Origin of the sequence: Pseudoclavibacter sp. 8L, from assembly GCF_902506465.1 — a bacterium.
Classification (GTDB): domain Bacteria; phylum Actinomycetota; class Actinomycetes; order Actinomycetales; family Microbacteriaceae; genus Pseudoclavibacter.
This window is the reverse complement of record NZ_LR733191.1, coordinates 44,455-58,147: the sequence shown is the minus strand read 5'-3', so window position 1 is coordinate 58,147 and position 13,693 is coordinate 44,455. Positions and strand designations below refer to the sequence as shown.

Here is a 13,693-nt window from a genome sequence, read left to right as displayed (position 1 = left end):
CCCTCGCCTCGTCCCGCGCCTCTCCCCAACCGCAAAGTTGTGGCCCGTTGCTGCTCCCAGTGCCGGGAACAGCAACGGGCCACAACGATCTGGGGCGCCGCGATGGCGTGAGCTACACGGTGCGCGGTCTACACGGCCGCGGGGCCCGACTCGCCCGTGCGCACGCGGACGACGTGGCTGACATCCGTCACCCACACCTTCCCGTCGCCGACGTTGCCGGTGCGGGCCGCCTCGACCACGACGTCCAGAGCCTTCTCGAGCGTCTCGTCGGCGACCAGCACCTCGACACGTGTCTTGGCGCGGAACGAGACCTTCACGGCCTGCCCCCGGTAGTACTCGGTGAGGCCCTTCTGGTGGCCGTGCCCCTCCACCTCGGTGATGGTGAGGCCCGTGAAGCCTGCGGCCTCGAGAGCATCCTTCACATCGTCGACCTTCGTCGGCTGGATCACTGCGGTCACGAGCTTCATCGGCGTGCGCTCCTCTTCTGTGCTGGCGTTGTCTGTGCGTTCTGGTCGTGGGGGACGCGCGTCGACTGGGTGTTCTGATCGCGCGGGGTGAACTCGGACCTGCCGAGCGCCCCGAAGCGGCCTGTCTCCATCATGGTCAACGTGCCTCGAACTCGTAGGCGCTCTCAGCGTGGATGCCGCGGTCGAGACCGACCGACTCCACCTCGTCGGGCACGCGGATCGGCACGATCTTGTTCATGACCCACGCGATCAGGTACGTGACGACAAACGCGTAGACGCACGTGACGACGATGGCGACGAGCTCACGCCACAGGAGGCTCGGGTCCCCGCCGAAGAAGAGGCCCGCGATGCCAGCCGGTGCCGCGGCTGCGCCGAGGAACACCACGAACAGGGCCCCGACGATACCGCCGATGCCGTGCACCGAGAACGCGTCGAGCGCGTCGTCGACCTTGGCACGGTTCTTCCAGCTGATGCAGAGCGCCACCACGGCACCCGTGATGAAGCCGAGGGCCAGCGCGCCGAGCGGGGTGACCGCGTCCGCTGCCGGGGTGATGCCGACGAGGCCCGAGATCATGCCCGTCGCCATGCCGAGCGTCGTGGCGTGCTTGTCGCGGATGCGCTCGATGAGCAGGTAGCCCAACGCGCCGGTCAGGGCGGACAGGGTCGTCGTGAGCACCACGTAGCCGGCGAGGAAGTTCGCGCCTGCGGCCGTTCCGCCGTTGAAGCCGATCCAGCCGAAGAAGAGCAGGCCGGCGCCGAGAAGGACAAGCGGCATGTTGTGCGGGCGAAGCTCCGTGTTCTTGCGGCGGCCGAGTACAAGCGCGAGGGCAACTGCCGAAGCGCCGGCGTTCATGTGCACCGCCGTGCCACCCGCGTAGTCGTGCAGGCCGAGGACGTTGCGCATCCACCCGCCGACCGTCTCGCCGTCGTCGCTCGTGAACGCGAAGACCCAGTGGGCGAGGGGCGCGTAGACGAGGATCGTCCACAGCGCGGCGAAGATCAGCCACGCCCAGTACTTCATGCGCCCAGCCGCACCGGATGCGACGATCGCGATGCTGATGGCGGCGAACAGGATGTAGAAGGCACCCCAGTAGGCGTCGACGGCGATGATGTCGCCTTCGGACGAGTCGGTCATGAACGACTCCATGCCGACGAACGCGAGCGGGTCACCGATGATTCCGGCGCCCCCCACCGAGTTTCCGAGCACCATTCCGTGCACGAACAGCACGTAGATGACGGCGACCACGGCCATCGAGCCGAAGACCATCATGGCCATGTTGAGCATGTTCTTGCTGTTGAGCATTCCTCCGTAGAAGAACGAGATTCCGGGGAACATCAGGAGGACGAGTCCGAATGCGGCGAGCATCCAGGCGAGATCGGCAGCGGGCATACATGGCTCCTTGTGTTGGGGTCATGGAGGGAGATGGCGTGCGGGATGCACGGGTGGAGCAGTCTGGGGAGCGGGCGGCTCGCGGGCGTGCCACGCTCGTGGGGCCTTCGGCCTCGGGTGCGCGGCGGCGGTCGGCGGAGGTCGGCCGCGAGGGTCAGTCGATGAGCCAGGTCGGGGAGGTCAGGAACCGGTCGGCGGTGAACAGCGCGGCGTCGATGACACCACCGCCCTGCAGGTCCGGCGGGAGCGCCTCATCGCGGTGGGTCGTGCTCCAGCCGAGCATCGTGAGCGTGCGCACCATGGAGAGCGCGCAGCCCAGCTCGAGCTGCGCATCCGTCAGGCGCCCCTCGGATCGATACCCATCGATCCAGTTGCGGGCCATGACGCGCACCTCGGGCTTGTGCTCCTGGAAGGTGAGCGCGGACGCGAAGTCGTAGAGGAACCAGCTGAAGCCGGAGTCGTCGAAGTCGATGACGACCAGCCGATCGCCGTCCCGGATCACGTTCGTGGGGCGCAGATCGGAGTGCACGAGCCCCCAGTCCTGCCAGCCAGCTGGCGCCGCCTGCACGAGGCTGAGGGCCGACATCTCGGCGCGCTCCAGCAGATCGAGCTGCGCCGGCGTCAGCGAGGCGCGGCGCCAATCTCCCCACCTCGCGGTCGAGCCGAGGAGGTCGGGGAGACCCCACGTGAACCGGTCGAACCCCGCGGGTCGTCGCCAGCTGCGCGCGTGGTCGTGGAGGCGGGCCGTGATCTGCCCGAGCTCCGTGAACCACGGCGTCGCGTCCTCGACGTCCTGCAGGATCGAGCCGCGAACATGCTCGAAGTACACCGCCTTGAGGGCCATCCCGTCCGGCGACGGGATGCTCTGCGTCACCTGCCCGTCGGCGCCCGGGATGGGAGAGGGAACCTCCGCGCATCCCGAGTCGCGGATCGCCTCGACCCACAGCATCTCCGAGCGGAGCTGCCCCTCGCCCTCCTGGTAGCCGGGCTGCTGCAGGCGAACGACCCCGATCGGCTGCCCTGCCAGCTCGACGAGGTACGACGCGTTCTCGGAGACGGAGATGAGCTTCGTCGCAGCCTCGGACGGGAGTCCGAAGGCTGCGAGCATCCCGTCGTGCAGCCAGGCGGGAGCCGATTCCCCCTTGACGAGGGCGTCGAAGACGCGCAGCCCCGAGACGGGTTGCTTGAGCGTTGCCTCGATCATGGTCGTCTCCTCGGGCTGGGGCGATTCGTGCAGCGGACGTGCAGATCGCGGCGGCTCTGGTGTGTGCCGGCTGAGTGCGGGGTGATCCATGTCTAGGTGCTGATTCGCTGAAGATGAGCGATGTACGGGCACTCGTTACACACGATTTACCGGGAGGAAACAGTGTGCTCGACTGGGCCGGACAGGATCGAAGCGCCGACCGGGCGAAGTGCGCCCGCGGGAGAGGACACGTCACGTGAGCAGATCGACGATCATGGACGGCAACAGCTACCGGGTGGGGGAGTCCTCAGCAGCGGCAGAGACCGAGGCCATGGTCGAGCGGCGAACGCGGCTCCTCGGACCCTCCTACCGCCTCTTCTACTCGAACCCCGTCCACCTCGTGCGGGGCAGCGGCACGTACCTCTACGACAACGACGGCGTCGAGTACCTCGACATGTACAACAACGTCGCGAGCCTCGGCCACGCGCATCCGCGGGTCGTGGCGGCGATGGCGGCGCAGGCTGGCACCCTCAACACCCACACCCGCTACCTGCACGAGGCGATCCTCGACTACACGGAGGACCTGCTCTCGACGATGCCGGCGGAGATCGGCCAGGTCATGTACCAGTGCACGGGGTCGGAGGCGAACGACCTCGCCCTGCGTGTCGCCGCGGCGTACACCGGCGGCAGCGGCGTCATCGTCACGAGCGAGGCCTACCACGGCACCTCTGGGCTAACCTCGGGCGTCTCCCCGGCCCTCGGCAGTGGGCAGACGCTCGGGCTCGAGGTGCGCACCGTGCCGGGGCCGGACACCTACCGAACCGCCCCCGAGCTCGTCGGCGAGAAGCTCGCCGCCGACATCCGCTCGGCCATCGCCGACCTCGCCAGGCACGGGGTGAAGTTCTCGGCCTTCCTCGCCGACTCCGTCTTCTCTTCCGATGGCGTCGCCGCCGACCCGAGCGGCTTCCTCAAGCCGGCGTTCGACGCCGTGCACGAGGCAGGCGGCGTGTGGATCGCCGACGAGGTGCAGCCGGGCTTCGGTCGCCTCGGGCCACGCATGTGGGGTTTCGCGAGGCACGACATCGTGCCCGACATCGTCACCATGGGGAAGCCCATGGGCAACGGCATCCCCGTCTCCGGCATGGCCGCGCGCCCCGAGGTGCTCGAGCCGTTCGCCACGAACATCCCGTACTTCAACACATTCGGCGGGAACCCGGTCGCGATCTCCGCCGCGCAGGCGGTGCTCGATGTGCTGCGCGACGAAGGGCTGCCGGAACGTGCGGCGAGCGTCGGCGACCAGCTGCGCGCCGCGATCCGCTCGGTTGGGGACGCGCGCATCGGCGACGTCCGCGGCGCCGGGCAGTTCACGGGCGTCGAGATCGTCTCCGACGCATCGAGCAAGGAAGCTGACGGGGTGACGGCGCTCGCGCTCGTCAACGCGCTGCGCGAGCACCGCGTGCTCACCTCGACGGCAGGTCCCAGCAACAACGTGCTCAAGGTGCGGCCGCCCCTGTCGTTCCAGGAGAACGACATCGACCGGTTCACGGATGCACTCGCCGCGGCGCTCGCGGACGTGCCGGTGCGCTGAGGCGAGGGCGCGCGGTCGCGGACTGCGGTCGCGCTGCCTGCCTGAGCTGCCGTGCCCTGCTCGACCCGCCTGCCCTGCCCCGGGCCGCCTGACCAACTTCAGTGCTCATCCGGGGTCTGGCTGGCTTTGAGGAGCGTTTTCAGCCGAATGAGCACTGAAGTTGGTCAGGGGCGACGGGCATCGAGGCGGGCGAGGTGAGTCGGCGGACGGCCCGCCCGGTAGAGTCCACGGCATGCGGGGGAGCGAGGGGTGAGCGGCGGTCTGGTCGCGGCGCTCATCGGCCTCGCCGTCATCGACTCGCTGAACCTGTCGACGATCGCGGTTGTCATCCTCATCCTGCTCACCGTGCAGCGACCCGTCCCGACGGGCTGGGTCTACGCGGCGGGCGCGGCGGTCGCCTTCTTCGGGCTGACGATGCTCGTGTACTTCGGGGCGAGCTTCGCCGGGACGCTCGTCGACGACCTCGCCACGTGGATGCGCCGCATCATCTTTCTCGGCTTCGGGGTCATGTTCCTCGTGTTCGGGGTGCGACGCTTCCGAACTCGTGAGCGCCGCGGCTACCCGCTGCTGCGCTGGGTGAATCCGGGCACCGCGTTTCCGCTCGGCGTCGTCGCGACGGTCGCGGATCTGCCGAACGCGTTCCCCATGTTCTTCGCCGTGGAGCGCCTCATCGACGCCGAGGTCTCGGCCCCGACCGCGGTTGCAGCCCTCGCGGGATACACGGTGATCTACGCGGTGCCGACCGTGATCGCGCTTGTGCTCGGCATCCTCTTCAAGGATCGACCCCGGGAGCGCTTCCGCGAGGTGTACGCGCGTCTCACGACAGGGGAAGTGAGAGCGAGTCGCAAGATGGCGGCGCTGCACTTCGCGCTCGCGGCTGGCTGCTTCGCAGTCGCGCTGTTCTTCATCTGAATGGTGACGATGTCTCTCGCGACGATCGATAGTCTCGCTCGCATGAGCATCGAGAAAGCACAGCGGTCGGCCGTGGCCATCGTGATCGGCTCCGCTGGTTCCCTGCTCGTCCTCGCGTACGTGGCGCTCGGCGCGCTGCAGGTCCTTGTGCTGAACCCGCTTGCCGCGGTTCCCGACCGAACCCTGCCTGAGATCTATCGAGATGCGGCGGCGGCCAACGAGCCGTTCGCGGTGGGGTGGGTCGTGGCGTTCGCGGTGATCGGCGTTGCGCTCAGCGTGGGGAACCTGCTGATCGCTCTTCGTCGCCGAGCAACGTGGCGGGAGAGTGCCGCGTGCGGCTTCCTCATCCTGATGCTGGGCGCACCAGCCTACTTCTGGGCGTCGTTCCCGATCGGGATGTCGATCGCAGACGGCTTCGGAACCAGCGGTGGCGACCACTCGGGCTGGTCGGGCGTGCTGTTCGTCGTGAGCGGATGCGCCTTCCTGGCTCTGCTGCTGCTGGCGGTCGAAGCCGGTCTGCGAAAGGCGGCGCGGAGCGTCGGGATTCGACGCTTAGTCGCTGACTCGGCACATAGCGAGGCGTAGCATCGGACGGAACCCCCCTTCCGGGTTCGCGGCGCTTCGCGTCGCCCGATGACGCCGGGCCGTCCCTCCGCCCGGAGAGAGGCAGCGCCATGAAAGCACTGCAGTACCGCGCGATCGGCTCGCGCCCCGAACTCGTCGAGATCGACACCCCGACGCCTGCTGCCGGCGAGATCCTGCTCAAGGTGACGGCCGCTGGAGCCTGCCACTCGGACGAGTTCATCATGGGTGCCTCCGAGGAGGAGTACTACTTCAAGCCGCTCCCGCTCACGCTCGGCCACGAGGTCGCGGGCGTCGTCGAGGCGATCGGCAGCGGCGTCCACGACGTCGAGATCGGCGAATCGGTCATCGTCTACGGCCCGTGGGGGTGCGGCCGGTGCTACCACTGCGCAAGCGGAGCTGAGCAGAACTGCGAGAAGGGGATGCGCGCGCCTGGCATCTTCAGCGACGGCGGCATGGCCGAGTACATGATCGTCGACGATGCCCGGCACCTGGTGCCGATCGGCGACCTCGACCCGGTCAAGAACGTGTCGCTCACCGACGCCGGCCTCACCCCGTACCGCGCCGTGAAGTCGGCGCTGCCGAAGCTCGTCCCCGGCTCGACTGCCGTGGTCATCGGGTCAGGCGGCCTTGGCCACGTCGCCATCCAGCTGCTCAAGGCGCTCTCAGCGTCGACGGTCGTCGTGCTCGATGTCGGCGAGCCGCAGCTCGAGCTGGCCCGCACCGTCGGCGCGGACCACACGTTCCTGTCGAACCCGGACGCCGTCCCCGCGGTCAAGGACCTCACCCGCGGCCTGGGCGCGACGGTGGTCTTCGACTTCGTCGGCATCCAGCCGACGGCCGACCTGTCCGCGAAGATGGTCGCGGCCGCCGGATCCGTTGTCGTCGTCGGCGTCGCGAGTGGTGCGGTGCCGATCGGTCAGACGACGGTGCCGCTCGACGTCACCGGCCGCGCTATCAACTGGGGCTCCAGGACGGAGCTCATGGAGGTCGTCGAGCTCGCGAAGCGCGGGGCCATCAACATCCACGTCGAACGGTTCTCCCTCGACGAGGCCACCACCGCCTACGAGAAGCTGCACGCGGGCGAGATCCGCGGTCGCGCGGTCATCGTCCCGTAAGCAGCCCTCGCCTGACTGTCACCGGCCCGCCGGTCAGTCTGGCCGCCTGGCTGTCGCATCTCCCGGAGACCTGGGGGTTGCGCATGCTTGCCGAGCAACGAGCATGCGTAACCCCCAGGTCTGCGACTGGATGAGGAAGAGTGCAAGCAGCGTGAGGCTGGGGCTGCCGTCAGTCAGTACGCGACGCCGAAGCGGGCGCGGCGGTGGGTGGGGGTGTCGATCTCGGCGACGATCGCCGCTGCGAAGTCGGCGCCGGAGATGTTCGAGTCGCCGTTCGCGTCGGTGAGGAGCACGTCGCCGCCGATGCGGTACTCGCCGGTCGCCTCGCCCGGCGCCCAGGCGCCGAACGCGGCGGCAGGGCTCACGTAGAACCAGTCGAGTTCGGGGGCGGATGCGCGCAGGTCGTCGAGCACGCCCGCCATCTCGGAGGCCTCGGGCTTCACCGCATCCGGGAAGCCTTCCGTGTCGAAGAGTCTCGGGCCACCCTCGGCGACGAACAGCGAGCCGGCGCCGCCGATGACACCGAAGCGCACTCCCTTGGAAGCCGCGAGCTCGGCGGCCTTCGCGAGGAGTCCGCGGGTGCTTCCCTCGAGCTCGCCGCGGGGTGCCAGTGCGGAGACGATGACCTCGGCGCCGTCGATCGCGTGCTCCAGCGTGCCGTCCTCGAGCACGCTGCCGTTGACGTAGCTGACGCCGTGGATCGGCTCTGCGGGACGCGAGCGGCTGAACGAGGTGACCTCGTGGCCAGCGGCGGCTGCCGCCCGGACGAGGTGGCTGCCGGCGTATCCGGTTCCGCCGAGGATGGTGATCTTGGCCATGATGGTCCTTTCGTCGCGGCGGCCGTTTCAGCCGCCGAAGGTCACCGTAGGAGACCGACTGCGGGGAGGGGAAGAAGGCACTTTGCGGGGAGTCGGTTACCGCGAAGTGCCCTTTGTGCAGCTCTTGAGTCTCTGCTGGTGACTGAGTAACCTGTGGATACTCCGAAGAAGGGTGGGCCATGTCCGAGCCGCTGTGGGACCCGTACGTCCGTGACTGCCCGTCGCGGCGACTGCTTGATCGAATCGGCGATCGCTGGACGGTGCTGGTCGTCGGCACGCTGCACGACGGGCCGAAGCGATTCTCGGAGATCCAGGCGGCCGTCGATGGCGTCTCGCAGAAGATGCTCACCCAGACGCTCCGCGGACTGGAACGCGATGGCCTCGTCACGCGCACCGTCTTCCCGCAGGTGCCGCCCCGTGTCGACTACGAGCTGACGGAGGTCGGCCGCAGCCTGCTCGGCCCGCTCCGCATCCTCACCGACTGGGCGGCCGAGCACATGTCCGACGTCGGGGATGCGCAGCTCCGGTACGACGAGAGCAGGGCGGCATGAGCGAATCACGTGTGGACCGCATCGCGGTGACCGGCAGCACGGGCGCTGTCGGCGGACGCGTCGCCAGGCAGCTCGCGGATGCGGGAGCCCCGCAGCTCCTCCTCGCGCGCACGCCGGCGAAGGCGCCACAGCTGCCGGGTTGCGTCGTCGCTCCCTTCAGCTACGCGGATCGTGCCGCCTCGACGGCCGCCCTGCGAGGAGCGCGCACGCTCTTCATGGTGTCGGCGTCCGAGAGCGAGACCCGTCTCGACGAGCATCGCGCGTTCATCGACGCGGCGGCAGACGCCGGAGTGGAGCACGTCGTCTACACGTCGTTCTTCGGGGCGTCGCCGGACTCGACGTTCACGCTGGCGCGAGACCACTTCGCGACGGAGGAGCACCTCAAGGCGTCGGGGATAGCATGGACCTTCCTACGCGACAACTTCTACATGGACGTCATGCCCATGTTCGTGGGCGACGATGGCGTGCTGCGCGGCCCCGCGGGAGACGGGCGTGTGTCGATCGTGAGCCGCGCCGACGTCGCCGCGGTCGCATCGAGCGTGCTGCTCGCACCTGATGCGCACCAGGGTGCGATCTACGACCTGACGGGGCCAGAGGCCCTCAGTGCAGCCGAGATTGCCGACGCGATCGCGCTCGCCAGCGGCACCGCCGTCACGTTCCACGACGAGACGCTCGAGGAGGCGTACGAGTCGCGGGTGAAGTGGGGCGCGCCGCCCTGGCAGAACGATGCCTGGGTGAGCACGTACACGGCGATCGCGAGCGGTGAGCTGTCGAGGGTCTCGGTCGACGTCGAACGGGTCACGGGCAGGACCCCCGTCTCGTTCGCCCAGTACCTGGCGAGAGCGTAGCCGACGTCACCGATCGCGGAACCCCCGAGTGCGCCGATCTCCAGGCGCGCGATCAGGGACGAGCGCACGCGGAGCTCCGTGACGAGGTTCGCGTCGGTCAGGGACCTCCAGTCCGCGTCGAACGCGTCCGTCTCCGACGGGGATCAGGTTGTGCTGCCGAAAATCCGCTTCACCGGAGGCGACTCGGGCGGAGGCTGACCAACATCAGTGCAGATTCGGCCCGCTTGGCCAATCTGCGCTCGGTTTCGAGCGATTTTGCACTGATGCTGGTCACGGTAGGCGACGCCGCGGAGGTGGCGGGAGCGGTCTGGAGTTCGGTTGCCGACTCGGTCTCCGTCCTCAGTTCCGCTCGTCGGCGATCCGGGCACCGGGGTCGCGGTTGCTGCGCGGCGTGTCAGCTCTTCGTGAGGTCCTGAGCGAGCATCACGATGATGCCGCTCGGCCCCCGAAGGTAGGTGAGCCTGTACACGTCCTGGTAGTTCGCGACGCCGCGGAGCGGATGGCAGCCGTGCCTGGCGGCGATGGCGAGCGAAGCGTCGAGGTCGTCGACGGAGAACGCCACGCGGTGCATGCCGATCTCGTTGGGCAGCGTCGGCTCGGTCTCGATGGCCTCGGGGTTGAGGTACTCGAAGAGCTCGAGTTGTCCGTGGCCGTCCGGGGTCTGCAGCACGGCGATCTTCGCGTGGTTCCCGTCGAGGCCGACGGCCGTGGATGCCCACTCGCCGCTCACCTCGTCGCGGCCGAGCACGGTGAGGCCAAGGTCGGTGAAGAAGGCGATGGTCGCTTCGAGGTCACGGACGGCGATGCCGACGTTCTCGAGTTTGATGGGCATGGTCCGCATGCTACTCAGCTTTGCCGAGCGGATGCGGGACCCGCGCTACCGGTTCACTCGTCCGACCCGACCGCCGATGGGCCAGGTCGTCCGGCGCTCGGTCGAGGGGTCGCCCCAGAGCTCTGCGAGGTCACGGCCGACGTCTTCGAGGAGATGCTCCCGGCCGGCCTCGCGGGCAGCGCGGACGGCCGACCAGGTCGAGAAGTAGCCGAGCAGCGCATCGAGCGTGAGGTTCTTCTCGATGCTGGGGGCGTGGAACTCGAGCTCCTCGAACGGGAAGGGGAGGTCGCGGTACTCGCGTTCGACGAGGCGCCTCGTCGGTGGCCAGTAGGCGTCGAGGTCATCGGCGTAGAAGCGCTGAGCGCGGTCGTCGATTGCCGGATCGTCGACGTGGAGGATGCCGTAGCAGAGGAGTGCGAGGATGCCGCCGTCGGCGCTCACTCGGGTGACCTCGTCGTAGAACTGGGGTAGGTCGAACCAGTGCGCGGCCTGGGCGACGCTGACCAGGCTGGCGGAGTTGTCGTGGATGCTCATCGGCAGCGACTCGGCGGGCGCCTGCACGTACTCGACGCGCGGATGCGGCGCGGCGTTGGCGATCTGCTCCTCGCTCGGATCGAGGCCGATGACCTCGTCGAAGACGTCGCCCAGGGTGGTCGTGAACTGGCCGTTCCCGCAGCCCACGTCGAGGGCGAGGTGCGGGCTCGGCGTGAGCTCGGCCAGCTCAGCCGCCAGGGAAGCGGGGTAGCTGGGGCGGAAGTCGGCGTAGGCCCGCCCGCCCTCGGTGAACCAGTTGCGCGCAGCTCGAGTCATGCGCTGATGCTAGGTGCGGCGGCTGAGCGCTCGGCGGCGGTTCCGGCTGGAGTCAGGAGTCAGGGGTCAGGCGTGGGGTGCCAGCTCGGCGATGGAGCAGGTCGGCAGGGCGACCCAGCCTTCCACCTTCGCGGCGTCGAGCAGGTCTGGTGCGACGGGCAGCGTCTTGCCGAGCGCGTGGGCGCGCGCGTTGAGTGACGCGGCGAGGGCATCGAGGGCGTCGTCGGAGTGGCCGAGGAGCGTTCGCTGTTCGGCGGTCGTCTCGAGCCAGGGGAGCGCATCCAGCAGCGCCGCCGCCGCCAGGACGCGCGCCTCCGGCTTCGTCTTGTACCCGGGAGTGAGCAGCCCCCAGGCGCGCAGGGCTGCGGCGGGGTAGACCTCGGCGAAGCGTCCGCCGCCGGAGCGGTCGACCTCCTCGCCGGTCGACTCGAACGCCTCGAGCAACTCGGCGCAGTGGATGGCCGTCATGCCGAGCCGGTCCGTGGATACGCTCAGCGGCCACCGCCCTGTGCGCTCGCGCACGACCCGGTCGGTGTTTCGGTAGGCGAGACGCCGACGCAGGTCGATGCCGGAGTGCGTGCGCGCCCCCGTCGCCCGTCCTGCGTGCGCCGTCACGAACTCGACGAACTCGATGGGCCAGCCGAACGCGCAATCGATGCCGATGCTCGTCGCATCCACCGACAGGTCGACGATGTCCGCGTCGTGGATGCCGAGCCGCAGCTCGGCCACACGGGCCGTATCCGCTCCCCACTCGATGGCGGCGAGCGCCGTCCGGGTGGGCTCGGCGGCCAGGTCAACGCCAACGGTTCTCACACGAGCAACGCTACGGGAACGCGACTGGGCCCCTTTGCGACTCGCGCCAGGTCTCCTCAACTCGCGAGGGCGCGCGCCTTCACAGCTGCGAGGTCACGCTCGAGGCGCTCGATCGCGACGCGCAGATCGTCGCCCTGGTGCGCGGCGAGCCCCTCCAAGATGAACCCTCGAGTGAGTGTCGACAGCGACACGCCATTCTTCGCCGCAAGTGCTTGCAGTGCCTCAAGCGTCTCCGCGGGTACCCGGAGCGTCAAGAGCGGAGATGGCCCATGGTTGGGTTTCGTCCACTGCCCCTCAGCGGTGGCCTCTCGATACTCGGGGCTGTCCGCTTCGAGCTCGGCGCGGATCGCGTCGCGTGCGTCCTGGGGGAGTGCGTCAGTCATTGTCTCGCCGTTCTTCGTAGAGTTTTCGATGGGAAGCATTGGCAGGCCAGGCGTTGCCGCCGAAGAGGCATCCATCGTGCCTGATCACGATCACCACAAGTAGCTGTTGAAGTGATGTGCTCCATCCGATGTACCGGTCTGATCTGCCGGATCGACTTGCTGGGTCCGGTGAGCGGAGGAGAGCCTCCGGGTCGTCGAGCGCTTCCTCAGCCTGGTGGGGTTCGACTCCATGACGGTCGCGCATGTGCGCGACCGCGTCAGGGTCCCAGGTGATTCTGACCATGATCGAGTGTATAACACCCGTTGTACATTTCGTGGATGCTCAGAAGCACGCGGCCAGGTTCCGTCCGGTGCGAAGCGACCGTACTCGCGGTACCGCCTGGCTAGGCTGACGTGGTCGAGCCGCGTTCCGCTGCCCGGGTCAGGGAGGGTGCTCGTGAGTGTGGGCTCGTTGGGTGCGGCGCAGGATGCATCCGCTCGTCGCTCGCTGGTGATCGCGGTGCTATCGCTGCTCGGGGCGACCCTGTTCTGGGCGAGCAACTACATCGTCGGCGAGGCAGTGCTCAAGACCATGGACCCGCTCAGCCTCGTGCTGTGGCGTTGGACGCTCGCCGCCGTGCCGCTGCTCGCGATCGCGCATTTCGTGGAGCGTCCCAAATGGCGTGAGGTGCTGCGAGCCTGGCCGTGGCTGCTCGCCCTCAGCTGCACGGGGCTCGTCGGCTACAACCTGACGCTCTACGCCGCACTGCAGTACAGCGACGCCTTCAGCGCGTCCCTCATCAACGCGTTCAACCCCGCCGTGATCGCAGTCGCCGCCGCGGTCTTCTTGAACCAACGCCTCACCAGTACCGGCATCTGGGGCGTCGTGATCGCCCTCGTCGGCGTGTTCGTCGTCGTCAGCGGCGGCGATGTCGGCGCGTTCCTGAAGGCGGGGTTCGGGATCGGGCAGCTGCTCATGTTCGGCGCCGTCGGCATCTGGACGGCCTACACGATCATCGGCCGCCGCTCGCCGCCGCTGCCGCCGATCACCTCGACATCGATCCAGGCGGTCATCACCGTGGTCCTCGTCGCGCCGGTCACCCTCGCGACGGGCGGCCCGCAGCTCCCGGTCTCAGCGGAAGCGCTCACGTCGCTGCTGCTCATTGCCGTGTTCCCGTCGGTGCTGTCCTACCTGCTCTGGAACCGCGCGCTCGCTGTCATCCCGGCGGCTCGAGCAGGGGTGTTCCTGAACCTGATCACCGTGTTCACGGTCGCGTTCACCCTGCTGGCGGGCCAGCCGTTCACGATCGGGCAGCTCGTGGGCGGGGCGATCGTCATCGTCGGAGTCGTGGTCGCCAACGCACAGGCGTTCCGGCGGGCGGCTTGAATCGGCCTGTGTCGCAACGATCTGGGTAGCTG

Annotated in this window: 15 protein-coding genes; 7 read left to right on the top strand and 8 right to left on the bottom strand. The window is 68.6% G+C overall.

What is annotated here, in order from left to right; all coding sequences use genetic code 11:
- Window positions 1-128: 128 nt before the first annotated feature.
- The 3 genes from GV007_RS16560 to GV007_RS16550 form a co-directional block, all read right to left on the bottom strand.
- A complete protein-coding gene (locus GV007_RS16560) occupies window positions 129-467 on the bottom strand; it encodes a P-II family nitrogen regulator (RefSeq protein ID WP_104332770.1) in 339 nt (112 codons plus the stop codon).
- Window positions 468-603: 136 nt separating this feature from the next.
- Window positions 604-1,857 (bottom strand): ammonium transporter, encoded by a 1,254-nt coding sequence (locus GV007_RS16555; RefSeq protein WP_160074565.1) that lies wholly within the window; start codon window positions 1,855-1,857, stop codon window positions 604-606.
- Between the two features lie 154 nt (window positions 1,858-2,011).
- On the bottom strand, window positions 2,012-3,061 hold the full coding sequence (locus tag GV007_RS16550) for a phosphotransferase enzyme family protein (protein WP_160074563.1): 1,050 nt from the start codon (window positions 3,059-3,061) through the stop codon (window positions 2,012-2,014).
- A 235-nt stretch (window positions 3,062-3,296) separates the two neighbouring features.
- Here GV007_RS16550 and GV007_RS16545 point away from each other — a divergent pair, with 235 nt between their 5' ends.
- From GV007_RS16545 to GV007_RS16530, 4 genes are all read left to right on the top strand, one after another.
- On the top strand, window positions 3,297-4,628 hold the full coding sequence (locus tag GV007_RS16545; RefSeq protein ID WP_201297757.1) for an aspartate aminotransferase family protein: 1,332 nt from the start codon (window positions 3,297-3,299) through the stop codon (window positions 4,626-4,628).
- A 249-nt stretch (window positions 4,629-4,877) separates the two neighbouring features.
- On the top strand, window positions 4,878-5,540 hold the full coding sequence (locus GV007_RS16540) for a GAP family protein (RefSeq protein WP_160074561.1): 663 nt from the start codon (window positions 4,878-4,880) through the stop codon (window positions 5,538-5,540).
- A gap of 42 nt (window positions 5,541-5,582) precedes the next feature.
- Complete coding sequence (locus tag GV007_RS16535) at window positions 5,583-6,125, top strand: hypothetical protein (RefSeq protein WP_160074559.1); 543 nt, start codon at window positions 5,583-5,585, stop codon at window positions 6,123-6,125.
- An 89-nt stretch (window positions 6,126-6,214) separates the two neighbouring features.
- Window positions 6,215-7,240, top strand: a complete 1,026-nt coding sequence (locus GV007_RS16530; protein ID WP_160074557.1) for an NAD(P)-dependent alcohol dehydrogenase — start codon at window positions 6,215-6,217, stop codon at window positions 7,238-7,240.
- Window positions 7,241-7,413: 173 nt separating this feature from the next.
- Here GV007_RS16530 and GV007_RS16525 read toward each other — a convergent pair whose 3' ends face one another.
- Entirely contained in the window at window positions 7,414-8,058 is a 645-nt protein-coding gene (locus tag GV007_RS16525; protein ID WP_160074555.1) for an NAD(P)-dependent oxidoreductase, read from the bottom strand.
- Between the two features lie 179 nt (window positions 8,059-8,237).
- On the opposite strand from GV007_RS16525, the gene GV007_RS16520 reads away from it, so the two are divergent.
- A complete protein-coding gene (locus tag GV007_RS16520) occupies window positions 8,238-8,609 on the top strand; it encodes a winged helix-turn-helix transcriptional regulator (protein ID WP_104244573.1) in 372 nt (123 codons plus the stop codon).
- Complete coding sequence (locus GV007_RS16515) at window positions 8,606-9,457, top strand: SDR family oxidoreductase (RefSeq protein ID WP_160074553.1); 852 nt, start codon at window positions 8,606-8,608, stop codon at window positions 9,455-9,457. Before GV007_RS16520 ends, GV007_RS16515 begins: the two co-directional genes overlap by 4 nt.
- Window positions 9,458-9,851: 394 nt before the next feature.
- Here GV007_RS16515 and GV007_RS16510 read toward each other — a convergent pair whose 3' ends face one another.
- The 4 genes from GV007_RS16510 to GV007_RS16495 all read right to left on the bottom strand — a co-directional run bounded on the left by GV007_RS16510 (window position 9,852) and on the right by GV007_RS16495 (window position 12,295).
- A complete protein-coding gene (locus tag GV007_RS16510; protein WP_160074551.1) occupies window positions 9,852-10,289 on the bottom strand; it encodes a VOC family protein in 438 nt (145 codons plus the stop codon).
- 45 nt (window positions 10,290-10,334) lie between these two features.
- On the bottom strand, window positions 10,335-11,099 hold the full coding sequence (locus GV007_RS16505; protein WP_160074549.1) for a class I SAM-dependent methyltransferase: 765 nt from the start codon (window positions 11,097-11,099) through the stop codon (window positions 10,335-10,337).
- A 66-nt stretch (window positions 11,100-11,165) separates the two neighbouring features.
- Window positions 11,166-11,912, bottom strand: coding sequence for a DUF429 domain-containing protein (locus tag GV007_RS16500; RefSeq protein WP_160074547.1), 747 nt, complete (start codon window positions 11,910-11,912; stop codon window positions 11,166-11,168).
- A gap of 56 nt (window positions 11,913-11,968) precedes the next feature.
- Window positions 11,969-12,295: a ribbon-helix-helix protein, CopG family gene (locus GV007_RS16495; protein WP_160074545.1), complete on the bottom strand. Its 327-nt coding sequence runs from the start codon at window positions 12,293-12,295 to the stop codon at window positions 11,969-11,971.
- A 436-nt stretch (window positions 12,296-12,731) separates the two neighbouring features.
- Here GV007_RS16495 and GV007_RS16490 point away from each other — a divergent pair, with 436 nt between their 5' ends.
- On the top strand, window positions 12,732-13,661 hold the full coding sequence (locus GV007_RS16490; RefSeq protein ID WP_236558593.1) for a DMT family transporter: 930 nt from the start codon (window positions 12,732-12,734) through the stop codon (window positions 13,659-13,661).
- The last annotated feature ends 32 nt before the right edge of the window (window positions 13,662-13,693 follow it).